15 protein-coding genes are annotated in these 16,146 nt (G+C 70.6%); 13 read left to right on the top strand and 2 right to left on the bottom strand.

Annotated features, from left to right (window positions below):
• Window positions 1–20 precede the first annotated feature (20 nt).
• From dnaB to VKV26_12060, 3 genes are read left to right on the top strand one after another with little or no spacing between them, the layout of a single operon-like run.
• Window positions 21–1,397 (top strand): replicative DNA helicase, encoded by a 1,377-nt coding sequence (gene dnaB / locus VKV26_12070; protein HLZ70627.1) that lies wholly within the window; start codon window positions 21–23, stop codon window positions 1,395–1,397.
• 34 nt (window positions 1,398–1,431) lie between these two features.
• Window positions 1,432–2,151: a DnaD domain protein gene (locus VKV26_12065; protein ID HLZ70626.1), complete on the top strand. Its 720-nt coding sequence runs from the start codon at window positions 1,432–1,434 to the stop codon at window positions 2,149–2,151.
• The gene (locus VKV26_12060) at window positions 2,111–3,502 is read left to right on the top strand and encodes an ATP-binding protein (protein ID HLZ70625.1); all 1,392 of its coding nucleotides are present in this window, start codon (window positions 2,111–2,113) and stop codon (window positions 3,500–3,502) included. The genes VKV26_12065 and VKV26_12060 overlap by 41 nt, the downstream gene beginning before the upstream one ends.
• 252 nt (window positions 3,503–3,754) lie before the next feature.
• Here the strand turns inward: VKV26_12060 and VKV26_12055 are convergent, their stop codons facing one another.
• Window positions 3,755–5,401: a DUF5667 domain-containing protein gene (locus VKV26_12055; protein HLZ70624.1), complete on the bottom strand. Its 1,647-nt coding sequence runs from the start codon at window positions 5,399–5,401 to the stop codon at window positions 3,755–3,757.
• Window positions 5,379–6,056 carry a sigma-70 family RNA polymerase sigma factor gene (locus VKV26_12050; protein HLZ70623.1) on the bottom strand — a complete coding sequence of 226 codons (678 nt, stop codon included), beginning with the start codon at window positions 6,054–6,056 and terminating at the stop codon, window positions 5,379–5,381. Before VKV26_12050 ends, VKV26_12055 begins: the two co-directional genes overlap by 23 nt.
• A 480-nt stretch (window positions 6,057–6,536) precedes the next feature.
• Between VKV26_12050 and VKV26_12045 the strand changes: the two genes are divergently transcribed.
• The 10 genes from VKV26_12045 to rpsR all read left to right on the top strand — a co-directional run bounded on the left by VKV26_12045 (window position 6,537) and on the right by rpsR (window position 16,118).
• The gene (locus VKV26_12045; GenBank protein HLZ70622.1) at window positions 6,537–8,288 is read left to right on the top strand and encodes a PKD domain-containing protein; all 1,752 of its coding nucleotides are present in this window, start codon (window positions 6,537–6,539) and stop codon (window positions 8,286–8,288) included.
• A 170-nt stretch (window positions 8,289–8,458) separates the two neighbouring features.
• A complete protein-coding gene (locus VKV26_12040; protein ID HLZ70621.1) occupies window positions 8,459–9,169 on the top strand; it encodes a sortase in 711 nt (236 codons plus the stop codon).
• A 174-nt stretch (window positions 9,170–9,343) separates the two neighbouring features.
• Window positions 9,344–11,107, top strand: a complete 1,764-nt coding sequence (locus VKV26_12035; protein ID HLZ70620.1) for a S8 family serine peptidase — start codon at window positions 9,344–9,346, stop codon at window positions 11,105–11,107.
• Window positions 11,108–11,174: 67 nt separating this feature from the next.
• Window positions 11,175–11,804, top strand: coding sequence for a DUF192 domain-containing protein (locus VKV26_12030; GenBank protein HLZ70619.1), 630 nt, complete (start codon window positions 11,175–11,177; stop codon window positions 11,802–11,804).
• 80 nt (window positions 11,805–11,884) lie between these two features.
• Window positions 11,885–12,592, top strand: a complete 708-nt coding sequence (locus VKV26_12025; GenBank protein ID HLZ70618.1) for a ComF family protein — start codon at window positions 11,885–11,887, stop codon at window positions 12,590–12,592.
• Window positions 12,593–12,632: 40 nt separating this feature from the next.
• Entirely contained in the window at window positions 12,633–13,220 is a 588-nt protein-coding gene (raiA, locus tag VKV26_12020; protein HLZ70617.1) for a ribosome-associated translation inhibitor RaiA, read from the top strand.
• A 183-nt stretch (window positions 13,221–13,403) separates the two neighbouring features.
• A complete protein-coding gene (gene glyA, locus VKV26_12015) occupies window positions 13,404–14,669 on the top strand; it encodes a serine hydroxymethyltransferase (GenBank protein HLZ70616.1) in 1,266 nt (421 codons plus the stop codon).
• A gap of 90 nt (window positions 14,670–14,759) precedes the next feature.
• The gene (gene rpsF, locus VKV26_12010) at window positions 14,760–15,050 is read left to right on the top strand and encodes a 30S ribosomal protein S6 (GenBank protein HLZ70615.1); all 291 of its coding nucleotides are present in this window, start codon (window positions 14,760–14,762) and stop codon (window positions 15,048–15,050) included.
• A 164-nt stretch (window positions 15,051–15,214) separates the two neighbouring features.
• A complete protein-coding gene (locus VKV26_12005) occupies window positions 15,215–15,631 on the top strand; it encodes a single-stranded DNA-binding protein (GenBank protein HLZ70614.1) in 417 nt (138 codons plus the stop codon).
• A gap of 103 nt (window positions 15,632–15,734) precedes the next feature.
• The gene (gene rpsR / locus VKV26_12000; GenBank protein ID HLZ70613.1) at window positions 15,735–16,118 is read left to right on the top strand and encodes a 30S ribosomal protein S18; all 384 of its coding nucleotides are present in this window, start codon (window positions 15,735–15,737) and stop codon (window positions 16,116–16,118) included.
• Window positions 16,119–16,146 lie beyond the last annotated feature (28 nt).

Below are 16,146 nucleotides of genomic sequence, written 5' to 3'. Positions count from 1 at the left end.
CGCGGCCGGAGGCGGGCGTCGTGGTCACCGAGAAGCTGCCGCCCCATGACGTGGCCGCCGAAGAGGCGATCGTCGCCTCGATCATGGTCAGCGACGAGGCGATCTACCAGGTCGCCCCGATCGTGCGGCCGGACGACTTCTTCCGCGAGCGCAACGCCTGGATCTACGACGCCGGCCTCGCGCTCTGGCAGCGCAACGATCCGATCAACCAGATCACGCTGGCCAACGAGCTGCACAGCCAGGGCCGGCTGGAGGCGATCGGCGGCTCCGCCTATCTCGCCCGCCTCACCACCGATCTGCCCACCGCCGTCGGCGTCGAGTACTACGCCCGCATCGTCGCGCGCGACTCGATCTACCGCCGCCTGATGACCGCCGGCCAGCAGATCGCGCAGATGGCCTGGGAGGGCGGGCCGGAGCTCGACTCCGTGATGGCGCGGGCCGAAAACCTGCTGATGGCCGTGCGCTCGGCCCAGGGCGTGGCCGACTTTCAGCACATCCAGGACCTGCTCAACCAGTTCCTCGCCGATGTGCACGCCGAGGAGACGGAAACCGCCGACTCGATCGCCTACCTGCGCACCGGCTTCCCCGCGCTCGATACCTACCTTGGCGGCCTGCACCGCTCCGACCTGGTGATCGTCGCCGCACGGCCGGGCCTCGGCAAAACCAGCCTGGCCGTGACGATGGCGCGCAACGCCGCCGTGGCCCAGGACGCGAAAGTCGCGATCTTCTCGTTGGAAATGTCCAGCGACCAGCTCGCGATCCGTATGCTCTCGGCCGAATCCGGCGTGGAGGCGAGCCGCCTGCTCTTGCTGGGCCATCTGCGCGAGGACGAAGAGCGCGAAATCATGGACAGCGTCGGGCGGCTCTCCGCGCTGGGCATCTACATCGACGACACGGCGGCGCTCACCGTTGCCGAGCTGCGCTCGCGCGCCCGCCGGCTGAAGCACGAGAAGGGCCTGAACCTGATCATCGTGGACTATCTGCAGCTCATGCACTCCGGCTTCACCGGCGGCCAGGAGAACCGCGTGCAGGAGATCAGCTTCATCTCACGCTCGCTCAAGCAGCTTGCCCGCGAGCTGGACGTGCCGGTGCTCGCCTGCGCCCAGCTCTCGCGCGCCGTCGAGTCGCGGACACCGCACATCCCCATGCTCAGCGACCTGCGCGAATCCGGCAGCATCGAGCAGGACGCCGACGTCGTCATGTTCATCTACCGTGAAGACGCGTACATGCGCAAAGACGACTGGCAGGACGCGCATCCCGACCAGCCGGGCCGCTCATACCCGACGGGCATCGCCTCGATCATCATCGCCAAGCACCGCAACGGTCCCACCGGCCAGGTGGATCTGCGCTTCCACAGCCGCACGACAAAGTTCGAAGACCTGCACCTGCGTGATTAGCACGCCAGCAAGCGAACGGAAGGATCGGACGGGCGTGGCGGAGCCGGCGGGCGGCACGGTCGGGCGCGGGGGCTTTCCCGAAGGGGCGCGCGCCACGCCGGTGCCCAGTCTCTTCTTCAGCGACGTACTGCCGGCGATCGACGATGAGGCCGAGCTGCTGGTCACCCTCTACGCCTTCTACCTGCTCGGCAGAAAGCGGCCGGCGAGCCGTTTCTTTGTGGAGAGCGAGCTGCGCGCCGAGGCGCCGTTGCTGCGGGCGCTCGACCGCCTGGCGGGCGGCGCGGACGAGGCGCTGCGCCGTGGCCTGGCGGCGGCCGTGCGGCGCGGTACGCTCCTGCGCGCGGTCAGCCGCCGCGACGGCAAGAGCGTGGACCTGTTCGCCCTGCATTCGCCCGCGGGGCTGGAGCTGCTGCGCGGTGTGGCCGGTTTGGACGCGGTCGAACCCGCGGGCGGCGTGATCGAGGCGATCACGGGGCCGCTGCCGAATATCTTCGCGCTGTACGAGGCGAACATCGGCGTGATCTCGCCGCTGCTTGCCGAGCAACTGCGCGAGGCCGAGCGTGAGTTGCCCTGGCCGTGGATCGAGGCGGCGTTCCGCGAGGCGGTGGCGCTGAACCGGCGCAACTGGCGCTATATTGAACGCATCCTGGAACGTTGGCGGAGCGAAGGGCCAGACCTTGAGGCGCTTAGAAGAACTGCTGAAGGCGAGAGCCGTGGCCTTGCCGGACGATACTGGCGTCACGTTCAGCGCTGAGCCGCTGCCGGAGGCGTCGTCGGCGCTGGCGCCGGCCGCGGGCGCGGGCGATCCGGACTGCCCGCAGTGCGCCGGCATTGGCTTCGTGCGCCGCGCCGTGGCCTTCGGCCACCCCGATTTCGGCCGCGCAATCCCCTGTGTCTGCGTGCTGAGCGAGCACGACGACGAGCGCCAGGACCGGCTGCAGCGCTACAGCAACCTCGGCGCCCTCGCCCGCCAGAGCTTCGCCACGCTGCTGCCGCGCGGCCGCAGCCCTGAGCCATCGCATCAAGAACGCTTTGCCCGCGCCCTGGCCGACGCGGAGCGCTTCGCCGAGCAGCCGGAGGGCTGGATCGCCTTCGTCGGCGAGAGCGGCACGGGCAAGACACACCTGGCCGCCGCGATCACCAACCGGTTGATCGAGCAGGGCGTGCCCGTCTTCTTCAGCGTCGTGCCCGACCTGCTGGATCACCTGCGCGCCGCCTACGCGCCGGCCAGCGAGCTGCCTTACGACCGGCTGTTCGAGACGGTGCGCTCGGCGCCGGTGCTCGTCCTGGACGCGCTGGGGACGCAGTTCAGCACGCCCTGGGCGGAGGAGAAGCTCTTCCAGATCCTCAACCATCGCTACAACGCCCAGACGCCGACCGTCTTCACCTGCTCGGCGCCATTGGACGAGCTGGACGAACGGCTGCGCACCCGCCTCTCCGATCCGTCGCTCACGCGCGTGCACGTGCTGGAAGACGGGCCGGGCCAGGGACGCGGCCTGCCGGACGCGCTCTCGCTGCCGCTGGTGCGCGGCATGACCTTCGCCAGCTTCAACTACAAACCGGCGCCGCCGCAGATCAGCGAGCAGGTCTCGCGCGGCCTGCAGCGCGTGCTGCTGGCGGCGCGCAACTTCGCGGAGCATCCCGAGGGCTGGCTGGTGCTGCTGGGCGAGACAGGCAGCGGCAAGACGCACCTGGCCGCGGCGATCGCCCATGCCCTGCGCGAACAGCGCCGCCTCGCCCGCTTCGTCGTCGTGCCGGATCTGCTCGACCACCTGCGCGCCGCCATGCACGCCGAAGACGGCGTGCGCCGCGACGTGGTGGAGGAGATCCGCACGGCGCCGTTCCTGGTCCTGGACGACCTGGGCGTGCACAGCGCCACCAACTGGGCGCAGGAGAAGCTCTACCAGATCCTGAATTACCGCTACAACGCGCGCCTGGCGACGGTGATCACGATCTCGGGCTCGCTCGACGCGCTGCCGCGGGCCTGGGTCTCGCGCATGTATGACGACAAGGTCTCGATGATCATGGAGATCCAGGCGCCGGACTACCGCGGCCTGCAACGCGCGGCGCGGCAGGAACCGGCGCGACGGCGGCGGCCCTCATAACCCCCGTCCCCCTTCTCTCCCAATCCTGGGAGAGAAGGGGCGATCGTGGGGAGGAGGCGCGTGGCACGGCCTGGTTAGTGCGGCATCGTGGGGCGGCAGCCATGCACGGCCGCGGCGGAAGCTGCACACCGTCTGGATCGCTCGACGCCGGGTCGCCCTTTCCCTCCCATACGCCCGCCAAAGGCCGCAGATCTCGCGAAACCCAGTGCATGCGTGCGAAAGGGACGGGGGTTACACGCGCCGCAGCCCGTGTCAGCGTCCTGCAGAGAGCAGCGTGCCCGGCGCCGCCAGCACGGCGGGGCCGCGCGTGACGATCGTGAGCAGCGTACCGGGCCCAATCGTCGGCGCGGGTGTGCCGGGATACCAACTGCTGCTCGTCTGCTGCGCGTTCACGTACCAGACGACGACGAGCTGGCCGCCCAGCGATGCCGTGATCTGATCCAGGCTCGCCGCCTCGCCGGCGTACTTGAAGACGTTCGCGCCGGCGCCGAGCGTGGTGCTGCCCGTGACGGGCGGCAGCACCGTCGAGGCACGTGTGCCAACCGGAGTCGGCACGGACGACGTGGAGGTACGAGCCGGCGTCGGCTCCGCAGCGGTGGTGGGCGGCGGCGAACCGCCGGCCGGCGCCAGCGCCGCGGGCAGCGGTGTGCGCGCCGGGTTCGCCGCCACCACCGCCGGCTCCGGCGTACCGCTCGCGGGCGGCGCGCTCGCCGGGGTGCTGCTCGCGGGCGGCGGGCTGGGCGTGCGCACAGGCGTGCTCGACGGCGTGCTCGCGGCCGGGCTTACCGCCGTGTTCGCCGGCGTGAGCAGGATTGGCGCCAGCACCGGCGCCTCGCGCGTGGGCACGGGGGTCGGCGCCGCGGTGGCCGACCCGCTCACGACGGTCGAGGTGCCGCTCGCCGTCCCCGTAGCGGCGGGTGTGCCGGTTCCGGACGGCGTGCCCGTGCTGGCCGGCGTGCCGGTGCCCGGCGGCGGTGTGGCGGCGGACGCGGTCGGCGGCGGCGTGGTGACGACAGTAGCGGGCGTGGCGTTCTGTGTGGCGGTCACGGCAGCGGTCGCGGGCGAGCGCGTCGGGCTCGGCGGGTTGCCGGCCGATCTGGGCGTGGTCGTGGGTACCGCCTGCGCCACCGTGGCCGCCGCACCGGTCTCGTCCTTCGCGTTCTGCGCCGCGCTGTTCACCGGGTCGGAGGGTGGCACGCTCTGCTGCACCTGGCTGAGCACATCGGTCGCCTTGACGGTGACGTTGACGAACTGATCCTTTTGCGCGGCGGGCAGCGCTCCGGCGGACTGCGTGCTGGCCGTCACCTGCGCGATGTCCGCCTGGTAGTCATGGATCACCGCGATCACGTCGGAGCGCTGCGAGGCGACGTGCCCGGTAGCGTTGAGCCGCTCGATTTCGTCCAACCGCCGCGCGGCAAACTCGAGGCGCAGCAGCCGGCGCTGGCCCGGATCGGTGGTGATAGCGAGGCGGATGCGCTCCGTGGCCCGCTTGAAGCCGTAGTTCCAGTCACCGGGCGTCGAGCCGGTGTCCATTGAGCCGACCACGGGGATGGCGATCGCCGCGAACAGCGCGGCCGCGACGGCGGCCGGCGCGAAGGCGATCCAGGGGCGCCGGTGCACGACGGGTCGCGGCGTGATCGTCGCGGGCTGGCGGCGCTGCGCCGCGGCCTGCAGGAACGCGGCGCGCCCGGCGAACCGCGCCTCCTCGGACGGCGCGATGCGGCTCAACACCTGCAGGCGCGCCGCGGTGCGCAGCAGCGGCTCCAGCTCGGCCGCGAACGCGGGATAGCGGCGCAGGCAGTCGTCGACGGAGGCCGTGCCGGCGCGCACCGCGTCCAGCGACGCGGCCAACGCCTCGGCCAACCGCCGTTCCCGGCTACGCCCGCTCAGCCCGAGCATCGTTCTCCGCCAGCGCCTTGCGCAGCTTCGTCAGCGCCTTGAACGTCAACTGCTTGACGTTGTTCTCCGTCTTGTTCGCCGCCGCCGCCGTCTCCGCAATGCTCAGGTCGGCCGCGTAACGCAGCAGCAGGATCTCGCGCTCCGTCTCGGTGAGCAGCGGCAGCGCCCCGGTAACTTCCTCCAAGGCGAACTGCATGGCCATGGTCTCCGCCGGATCGCCCTCGCCGATCAGATCCAGATCGCCCACGTCCACGCCGATCGGTGTGCCGGCAGCGCCGCGGCGCCGGTAGTGGTCGCGTACCAGATTGGCCGCGATCTGCATCAGCCACGCCCGGAACGGCGCGCCGCGCTGTTCGTAGCGATCGAGCGCGTCCAACATGCGTATGAACGTTTCCTGGGCGAGATCCTCGGCATCTTCCTGGTTTCCCAGCTTGTAGCGGATGTAGCCGTACACCCGCGGGTAATGCGTGTCGTACAGCGCGCCCAACGCAACGGCATCACCGGACTGCGCCCGTGAAACCAGTTCGCGCTCGTCGTGCTGCACGGTCTGGGACGGCGTGCGGGCGTCCGGGGCGGGCTCGCTGCCGTCCGGTGCCACCCGCCTGGCGCCGGCGACGGCGCCTGGCGGAAGACCGGCGGCGCGTGGTCCGTCCATAGGTTCAAACGTCCGGCGGACGGGAAAGTTAACGCCCGCGGCTTCGCAGAGCGGCCTCTACGGCGGCCGCACGTGAGGATTCGCTTGCTGGTGCGGCAAGCGAAAGTGGCAGGACCGCCCGCGTTATGGAGAGCAAGACCGAGGCAGCACACCGGGCGCGTCCGAACAGCGGGGGCGGATAATCGACAAAACGGATCGGCACGCTTCCCACGGGCTCACGCTACTATAGCTGTACCGACGAGACAAGCCGATAACGGTGATAGCGACGTGCCACATCTCCCCGCGATGCCGCGCGCGTTTGACCGAAATTGTACAGCCGGGTAAACCGGAAGCAGTGTTACTTTCGGCGCCGCGGTCACAGTACGGATCCAAAATTCTAGGACAGGTGGCATGACGGAGCGGATGCGGGGATGGTCCGGCGTATTCAGGCCGGGCGGTGTGGCGGCGGTCGCCCTCCTTGGCGGTGTGTTGATCACGGGTGTGGCGGGGGCCACCCCGCCGCGGGCGCTGGGCGCCACGCGGCCGGCGACGCCGCCGCAGCGCTCGCTGCCGCGGCAGACGGGCGGCCTCAGCGCCGTAATCGCCGATCCCGGCGATCTGACCATCGGCAGCACGGTCAGCCTCGACGGCAGCAGCTCAACGGGCGACATCGCGAACTTCAGCTGGGACTTCGGCGACGGCACGACGCCCAGCGGCGGATCGAAGACCACCCACCTCTACCGCGGCGTCGATGACTACACGATCAAACTCACCGTGCAGGACCACCAGGGTCACACGGATACGGCATCGCGCAACGTACGGGTGATCCCCGCGATCACCGAGCTGGACGGCCGGCCCGCGCTGGGACAGATCACCCCGGCGTCCTCCTTCACCGCCCTGCTGGCGCTCAACGCCTCGGGGCCGGCCACCATCTCCGCCAAGATCGGCGGAACCTTTCTCTACAGCGACCGCTGGGATTTCCAGGGCGGCAATGCGCCCGCGCTGCTGGAGATCCCCGACGTGCGCGTGGTCAACGAAGACGACTCGGACCTCGCCTCGCTGATCGACGAGAGCGTCAGCAACATCCCGCTGGCCAACAACGTGACGCTGACGCTCGGCTATCCGGTCTCCGGCGGCGGCAGCGAGAGCGTCACGTACACGACCTCGTTGCTAAAGCCTGCCGGCTTCTCCGTGCCGATTCAGGGCGCCCCGCCCACACCGATCCCTTCGCCGACGCCGAGTCCCGCGCCGGCCTCACCCGCGCCGGACGCCGCGGGCGGTGTGGCGCCCACGCCGTCGCCCACCCACGCGCCGGCCGGACGCAGTTACGCGCAGGCGACCGCCGCGCCGCGCACGGCGACGCCCGCGGCGCCGGCCCCCGCGACGCCCCCAGCGCCGGCCCCCACGGCGCCACCACCCAACATCTGGGCCGTTACCTACCCGACGTATCTGCCGATCGTCGGCCGCCCCGCGAACGAGGACGACGTCGACGACTACTACCTCAAGGGCGACAAGGACTTCCACGCGGCCGACGATCCGATGCTGCGGCGCTGGGCGATCAAGATCGCCCGCAACGGCGGCGTCTTCCCCAACGACCCGCAGCGCGCGGCGGACAACATCTACCGGTACGTGAACGGCGTGCTCGGTATCGGCGATCCGGGCGAGTTGCAGACAGACCTGGTGCTGCTGGGCCGTATCGTCAACGGCTCGCTTGTGCCGGGCGCACGGCGCGGCGAGTACATCTGCATCGCCCACGCCTACTTCGTCTCCTCGCTCACGCGCGAGCTGGGGCTGCCGACGCGCGAGCTGACGATCGGCCTGGCACGGCCGAACTTCCAGGACAACTCGGGCACCTGGCACGTGACGTATTACCAGGAGGGTGCGAACCAGGTCTGGTATGCCGGCGCCTGGCATCACTACGACACCTGGCTGGGCACGCGCGACCGAACCTCCTACACGGATACCTACCTGCAGTACATCGCCTGGTACGCCTTCAGCACACAGCAGTCGGCCTTCACCGACGTGAACGGCAACCCCGTGGGGCTCTCGGGGCACGACTTCTCGATCGGCAAGTTCGCCGGCTCGCCGGGAGCGCCGGAGCAGTGGCGCCTTTTGGACCAGGGCACGCGCACCGGTCTCACGATCGCGGAGCCCGGCCCGGACGCCTATCAGTCCGCCGAGGCGGCGCCGCGTCCCGAGCCTGCGGTGGAGGCGGGTATCCAGAATCCACCGGCCGACGGCAGCGGGCACTAGTGCTGCGCTGAAATCTCTGCTCCGTTCGCCGGCTGAGCCCGGCGACAGGGCATTGGCGCGCTTGCCTTCTCGCGCGGCGGCCGGGCTAAGCTGGATCAGGCGGAGGCGCGCACGCTGGTATCCGGCCGGGTGGCGGAACCCGAGTCGCAGTGGTGGAGGAACCCCGGTAGATGAACGAACGGCACACTTTCACACGCGGCGGGCGCGGCGCAACCCTGGCGCTGGGGCTCGCGGGCGCGCTGTTGCTGGCGGGCTGCAGCAGCGGCAGCAAGTCGAAGACGCCCACGGCAACGCAGACGGCGAATCCGCCCGCAACCAGCGGCATCAGCCTGCCCGGAACGACGCCGGCCGCGGCCGTCAGCACGCCGCAGCCGACGCCTGAAGTCGCCCTGCGCCCGCCCTCGGCGACGCCGACGGAGACGCCGGACGATTCGCCGCTGGCACGGCTGGTGATCCCCAAGATCAGCGTCAATGCCCGCTTCGTCACGATCGGCCTGATCGCGGGCACAAACGAGATGGACTCGCCCAAGACCAAAGATGACGTCGGCTATTACGACTTCTCGCCGCTGCCCACCCACGGCGGCAATACCCTGGTCTCCGGCCACGTGGACTGGTACACGCACCAGACCGGCGTCTTCTGGGATCTGAAGAAGCTGGAGAAGGGCGACGACATCCAGCTCGTGCTGCAGGACGGGCGCACGCTGCACTACACCGTGACGGATACAGAATTGTACGACGCCGACAAGGCCCCGGTTGACGAAATTGTGGGCGACACTCCCGTCGAGTCGCTTACCATGATCACCTGCGAGGGCACGTTCGATCAGGCCTCCGCGGAGTACAACAAGCGGCGCGTGGTGCGGGCCGAGCGCGTCTATTCGTAGCTCGCGGCACGCGCGGCGCACGCACCACCCCCCGCCACGCGGCGCGCGCAGCCAGGACGGCTTCAGAATCGGCCCTGGCGCCGCCAGGGGTGCCCTCCAGGCTGCCGAACGCCGGTGTTGAAGCGCTGTCTGCGAACGTGGGACGGCCTTGCAGCGGCCGTCCGGGTGTTGGGCGTGAGCCTCCGCTTCCCGCTCGTCCTGGGCGCCATCGTCGCCTGCTTCCTGCTGGGCATCTCCACCGACGCCACGGCGCGCCCCACCGCGTCTCCGCCGTCCGAACCGCAGGTGACCCACTTGCCCGCGCCGGACACGCTGCTGGTGAAGCTGCGGGATCGCTCGCTCGATCCGGCCGAGCTGCGCGACGCCGGCGCCTTCGCCCTGGTACGTGCCCTGCCGGAGACGGGCGTGCTGGTGCTGCGTGCGCGGCGCGGCGCGGTGAGCGCGGCGCTGCGACGGCTCAACGCCGACCCGCGCGTGGCCTGGGCCGGCGCCGACCACCTGCTGCATGCCGCGCTGTCGCCCGGCGATCGCCTCTACGCGCGCCAGTGGGCCTTGCAAACGATGCAGGTGCCCTGGGCCTGGGAGCTGAGCCGCGGCGCCAGCAGCGTGATCGTCGGCGTGCTGGACTCCGGCGTGGACCTGAGTCATCCCGACCTCGCCGGGCACCTGCTGCCGATCGGCTGCAATCTGATTGCCGACCGGCGGTGCTTTCCAGACGGCAAGGGCACACCGCCGCAGGACCCGGAGGGCCACGGCACCAACGTTGCCGGCATCATCGCCGCGCAGACCGATAACCGCGAAGGGATCGCCGGCGTCGCCTGGAACGCCTCGATTCTGCCGGTGCGCATGACGCAGAACGACCAGGGGCTGGAGAGCGACTTCATCACCGGCCTGCTCTGGGCCGTAGACCACGGCGCCAATGTGCTGAACTTCAGCTTCAGCGGAGCCTGCGGTGCGCCCGAGTCGCCGCCGATGCGCGACGCGATCAGCTACGCCTGGAACCACGGCGCCGTGCTGGTGGCCTCGGCGGGCAACGGCGGCGGCTGCAACGCCGGCGTCTTCCCCGCCGCCGATACGCACGTGCTCGCGGTGGCCTCCACGGACATGAACGACCAGCCGTCTTCGTTCTCCAACTTCGGTCCCTGGGTGAAGGTCGCGGCGCCCGGCGAGCGCATCCTCACCACCTTCCCCGGCGGCGAATATTCGATCGGCAGCGGCACCTCGTTCGCCGCGCCGCAGGTCGCGGGCATCGCGGCGCTGCTGATGGCGCTGCCCGGCGCCACGAACGCCAACACCGTCAAATGGATCAGCTCGACCTGCGACGTGCCCGACGGCTGGAATCCGGCCTACGGCTGCGGCCGCGTGAACGCGTACCGTGCGCTGACGCTGGCGGTGAAGGGCAAGGACCCGCATGGCAGCCCCACCACGCCGCGGACCGTGCACCTGCAGCAGGGCTGGAACAACCTGCTGTACGAGGGCCCGACCCGGCGCATCGACACGGCGCTGGCGCCGCTCAAGGGCAAAGTCAGCAGCGTCTACCAGTGGGATCCGCTGCGGGCGACCTGGTCCGCCTATCTGCCCGCCGCGCCCGCGGCGAGCGACCTGCAGCTCCTGGTGGAGCGCGGCGCCTACTGGATCTTCCTGCAGGAGGCCGCCGACTTCACGACGACGCCCACGGGCACGGATCCGCCGCCAACGCTCACCTTGTCGCCCGGCTGGAACAATCTCGAGCTGCCGGCAGGCCCACCGGCCGCCGCGCTCAACGCGTTCTCGGCGCCACCCAGGAGCCTCTTCGGCTGGGACGCGGCCGGCGCCGTCTGGCGCGGCTTCTTCGGCGACGCGGCCGCGCCCAGCGACCTCCAGACGCTGAGCGGCGACGCGCCCTATTGGGTCTATGCCACGGCGCCGATCGTGCTGCACCTGAGCAGCTCGCCCTGACGGCCGGCGGCGGGAAGACGGGGCCGGCTGTGATACCGTGGCCGCGATTGGGGGTGGGGTGGCGGTGATGAAACTGATCTGGAGCGGTTCGTTCACGAGTTCACGACTGCAGCGCGCGGCGGCGCTCGCAGCCGCGCTGATGCTGGCGCTGTGCGGCTGCGTCTCGTCACACGCGCAGAGTCGCCGGCCCGCTGCCCGTGCGGCCTTCGCCCAGGCCAGCGCCACGCCGGCGCGCCGTGCGGCGACGGTGCAGCAGAGCGCGCAGAACGGCCTGCCGGCGGCGGCCTTCACGACGGCGGACGGGCAGCAGGTGCAGCTCTACGTCGAGATCGCCGACACGGAGCCGGCGCGCGAGCTGGGCCTGATGAACCGCCCCAGCATGCCGGACGACCAGGGCATGGCCTTTCTCTGGAGCACAGAGGTCACCGAGTCGTTCTGGATGAAGGACACGCTGATTCCCCTTTCGATCGCCTTCATCGACGCCAACGGCACGATCGTGGACATCCAGGAGATGCAGGCGGAGACGCTGGACGCGCACACGCCCGCCGCGCCCTACCAGGTGGCGATCGAGGCGAACGCAACGTGGTATGCCCGCAACGGCCTGCAAGCCGGCGATTCCGTTGATCTCTCGCAAGTCTTTGCCGCATCGAGCCTGTTCAACCCGCAGGCCAGCCCCACGCCCGACCCCGGCCAGTAGCGCGGCGTAGTAGGATGGTCTCCCGGCGTTGATCCGGCGCGACGCCGGGCGCCGGAAGCGATCGGGCCGGGCGGCGACGCATGACGCTGGCAACCGCCGTTTCGCGCGTTTGGGCGGCAGGACTGGAGCAGCTTCTGCCCGCGCGCTGCGGCGTGTGCGGCGCCTTCGGCAGCCTCCTCTGCGGGCGCTGCCGCGGCGCGTTGCCGGCGGCAGCGGAGAAGCGCTGCACGCGCTGCTGGCAGGCGTACGCCGCCGGCGAATGCCCGCGCTGTTCCGCGTACGGCTGCGAGTGCACGGCGATCCGCGCACCCTTCGTCTACCGCGGTGGCGCGCGCCGGCTGGTCACCGCGGTGAAGTACGGCGGGCAGTACGCGCTGGCGGCGCCGATGGCGGCGCTGCTGGCCGCGGCGTGGCCGGGCTGGCGCCTTGCCGCCGATCTCGTCGTGCCCGTGCCGCTGCATTCGTGGCGCCGGCGCTCGCGCGGCTTCAACCAGGCCGAAAAGCTGGCGCGGCCCATGGCGCAGGCGCTCGGGCTGACCTGCGCACCGGAGCTGCTGCTCCGCACCCGCGCCACGTCGCCGCAGGCGCGCACGATTTCCGAGGCGGAGCGGCGGGCCAACATCTACGGCGCCTTCGCCTGCGCCGACGAGACACGTATCAAAGGGCGTCGCCTCCTGCTGGTAGACGACGTCACCACCACGGGCGCCACGCTCGGCGCCTGCGCCGATGTGCTCTTCCAGGCCGGCGCCGAGGCGGTCTACGGCCTCGCCTTCGCCATCGCCGGCTGATCAGACTCGGGCCACACCCGGCCCGCAGGGAGCGGGGACGATGCAGCTTACCTTCAAAGGTCAGGGGCTGGCGGTGCCGGACCCGATCAAGGCGCATGCGCGGCGGCGCTTCACGCGGCTTGACCGCTACCTTCCGGAGAGCACGGAGCTGGTGCTGGAGCTGCGCCGCGAGGAGACGCGCGCGGCCGAGCAGCGCTACATCGTGCAGGCCACGCTCAACGACGGCCGCCGCATCGTACGCGCCGAGGAACGCGCCCGCGACCTGGAGGCCGCCATCGATGCGGCCGCCGACAAGCTGGCGCGCCAGGCGCGGCGCTACCGGCAGCGCCGCCGGCAGAAGGACCGCACCTCCTTCACCCGCTCGCTCGTGAGCGAGCCGGCCAACCCCGCCGTGGCGGAGATCGACGTTTCGGATGACGACGACGAGGCCGCGCCGATCTCGCCGGAGGACGTGGTCCGCGTCAAGCGCTTCCCGATGAAGCCGATGACCGTGGAGGAGGCGATCCAGCAGGCCGATCTGCTCGGCCACGATTTCTTCCTCTTCTTCAAAGCCGACGAGAAGACGTACGGCCTGCTCTACAAGCGCAACGACGGCGGCTACGGCCTGATCCTGCCCGAGGTATCGTGAGACTCGTTTGACACTACCCCGGGCGCGGGCTATCGTCTTTGCAGATCGATCGCGGCCCGGAGCCGGCGCGCGGCGGGAGAGCGGGCAAGCCCCGGGCGCCTTCGGGATGCGTCCCGCGAGCCACGACAGCGATGACGTGGCTCTTTTCGTTGTCCCGGCGCTCGCGCCGCAGGAGCGACCACGATGGCGCAGTTGGTCGACGCACGCCAGAGCCTTGCCGAGCAAGACCCGGAAGTCTTCGCCGCCGTGCGCAGCGAAGAGCACCGCCAGCGCTTCAAGCTGGAGATGATCGCCTCTGAAAACTACACCAGCCAGGCCGTGCTCGAAGCCGTCGGCACCGTGCTCACCAACAAGTACGCCGAGGGCTACCCCGGCGCCCGCTACTACGGCGGCTGCGAGTTCGTCGATATCGTCGAGAACCTGGCGCGCGACCGGGCGAAGCAGCTTTTCGGCGCCGAGTACGCCAACGTGCAGCCCCATGCCGGCGCCCAGGCGAACATGGCCGCCTACTTCGCCGTGCTCGAGCCGGGCGACACGGCGATGGGCCTCAACCTCGCGCAGGGCGGGCACCTTTCGCACGGCCTTCCCGTCAACTTCTCCGGCCGGCTCTACAACTTCGTGCCCTACGGTGTGGACCGCGAGAGCGAGCAGATCGACTTCGCCGCGCTGGCGCAGACGGCGCGCGAGTGCCGGCCGAAGCTGATCGTCGCCGGCGCCACGGCATACCCACGCACGCTCGACTTCGACCAGTTCCGCGCCGTGGCCGACGACGTTGGCGCCAGGCTGATGGTGGACATGGCGCACATCAGCGGCCTCGTCGCCGCCGGCGTGCATCCCAGCCCCGTGCCGATGTCGGATATCGTCACATCGACCACGCACAAGACCCTGCGCGGCCCGCGCAGCGCCTTCATCCTCTGCAAGGCCGAGCTGGGCAAGGCGATCGACCGCGCGGTCTTCCCCGGCCTGCAGGGCGGCCCGTTAATGCACGTCGTCGCCGGCAAGGCCGTCGCCTTCGGCGAGGCGATGCGGCCCGCCTTCCGCGACTACCAGCTCGCCGTGCTGCAGAACGCCCGCACCCTGGCAGCGGACCTGCAGGCCGGCGGCGTGCGCATCGTCTCCGGCGGCACAGACACGCACCTGCTGCTCTGCGACCTCACCGGCCTCGGCATGAGCGGCAAGAAGGCCGAGCGCCTGCTGGACGAGGCCGGCATCACCGTCAACAAGAACACGATCCCCTACGACCAGCGCCCGCCCACGATCGCCAGCGGCATCCGCGTCGGCACGCCGGCGCTGACCACGCGCGGTATGGGTGTGGCCGAGATGCGCCGCATCGCCGGCTGGATGCTCGAGGTGTTGCAGAGCGGCGGTGAGGCGACGGTGACGCAGCGCGTGCGCGGCGATGTCGAGGAGCTGTGCGCCCGCTTCCCCGTGCCGGGCATCGCTGCCTGAGGCCGCCGGGGGGAATGCCGCAAAGCTGTTATGCTATACTCTACGGGCGGTGCGCCGAGCGCGGGCATCGCCGGCCTGGAGGGAAACCCGGTGCATCAGTACGAGCTGGTCACGATCCTGAGTCCGCAGATCGGCGAGGAAGAGGTGCCGGCCGCGGTCGAGCGGATCAACACCTACATCGCCAACCGCGGCGGCGAGGTCACCAATGTCGACCAGTGGGGCCGGCGGCGGCTGGCCTATCCGATCAAGCGCTTCACCGAGGGCACGTACGTGGTGACGGAGCTGAAGCTGCCGGCGCCCAGCGTGGCCGAGCTGGAGGCGAACCTGCGCATCTCCGAAGAGGTGATCCGTCACCTGATCGTGCGCACGGACGAGAAATAGCCCCGCGCAGCTCGGTGGAAGTACAGGAGGTGCGGTTGCACGATGACAGGGCCCGCGGCTTGCAGGACGGCCGCACGGGCGGCCGCCGGGCGGGCAGCCCGCGGGATGTCGGGACGATGAGTACAGCAGCGAGCAACGGATAGGGAGCGAGAGGAGTTCCGGCGATGGCGGGCCTGAACAAGGTGATGATCATCGGCAACCTCGGCCGCGACCCGGAGATGCGGTTCACGGCCAACGGCAGCGCGGTCACGAACTTCACCGTCGCGGTCAGCCGCCAGTACAGCTCGGCCGACGGCGAACGCCGCGAAGAGACCGAGTGGGTGCGGGTGGTGACCTGGAACAAGCTGGCCGAGCAGTGCAACCAGTTCTTGCAAAAGGGCCGGCGCGTCTACGTCGAGGGCCGCCTGCAGACGCGGTCGTGGGACGGGCAGGACGGCCAAAAGCGCTACACGACGGAAGTCGTGGCGCAGGACGTGCAGTTCCTCGATCGCGCGGGCGCGCCCGCTGCCGCTGGCAACGGCGGCCGCGACGCGATGATGGACGGCGAGATCAACGACCCCGACGATCTGCCGTTCGAGTAGTGCGCGGTGTGCGGCGCCCGGCGCCGTCCCCGGGCGCGGCCGCGGCAGCGTTTGACACAGCACGATGGCGCCGTGAGGCGATGATGATGAGAGGTACGCTACGGTGACAACGCAACCTGAACCTTTTCCCGGCGCTGCGCCGCCTGCACCCGCGGCGGGCGGCCCGGCCGGCGCCGCCCCCGGAGGGCCGGGTGGACCCGGCGGGCCGCGCGGCGAACGACCGCGGCGCAGAACGCGCTTCATACCGCGGCGGCGGGTATGCGACTTCTGCGTCAAGAAGATCGATAAGATCGACTACAAGGACACGAACACGCTCGGCCGCTACATCTCCGAGCGGGGCAAGATCGAGCCGCGCCGCAAAATGGGCACCTGCTCCAGGCACCAGCGCACGCTGACCGTGGCGCTGAAGCGCGCCCGGCACATCGCGCTGCTGCCCTTCACCGGCGTGCACATGCGCGAGTCCGGCTTTTACCGGCCGCGCGGCTAGCCGGCGTCGCACGGAGGTCGTCCTGCCG

The sequence above is a fragment of the Dehalococcoidia bacterium genome, from assembly GCA_035310145.1.
Taxonomy (GTDB): Bacteria; Chloroflexota; Dehalococcoidia; order CAUJGQ01; family CAUJGQ01; genus CALFMN01.
This window is presented reverse-complemented; position numbering and strand designations above follow the sequence as displayed.

What these genes read in the sequence shown, in the direction of transcription:
- VKV26_12005 (HLZ70614.1), top strand. Translation starts at nt 15,215, where the DNA reads ATGGCGGGCCTGAACAAGGTGATGATCATCGGCAACCTCGGCCGCGAC.
- raiA (HLZ70617.1), top strand. Translation starts at nt 12,633, where the DNA reads ATGCAGCTTACCTTCAAAGGTCAGGGGCTGGCGGTGCCGGACCCGATC.
- VKV26_12025 (HLZ70618.1), top strand. Translation starts at nt 11,885, where the DNA reads ATGACGCTGGCAACCGCCGTTTCGCGCGTTTGGGCGGCAGGACTGGAG.
- VKV26_12030 (HLZ70619.1), top strand. Translation starts at nt 11,175, where the DNA reads ATGAAACTGATCTGGAGCGGTTCGTTCACGAGTTCACGACTGCAGCGC.
- VKV26_12055 (HLZ70624.1), bottom strand. Translation starts at nt 5,401, where the DNA reads ATGCTCGGGCTGAGCGGGCGTAGCCGGGAACGGCGGTTGGCCGAGGCG.
- glyA (HLZ70616.1), top strand. Translation starts at nt 13,404, where the DNA reads ATGGCGCAGTTGGTCGACGCACGCCAGAGCCTTGCCGAGCAAGACCCG.
- VKV26_12050 (HLZ70623.1), bottom strand. Translation starts at nt 6,056, where the DNA reads ATGGACGGACCACGCGCCGCCGGTCTTCCGCCAGGCGCCGTCGCCGGC.
- VKV26_12040 (HLZ70621.1), top strand. Translation starts at nt 8,459, where the DNA reads ATGAACGAACGGCACACTTTCACACGCGGCGGGCGCGGCGCAACCCTG.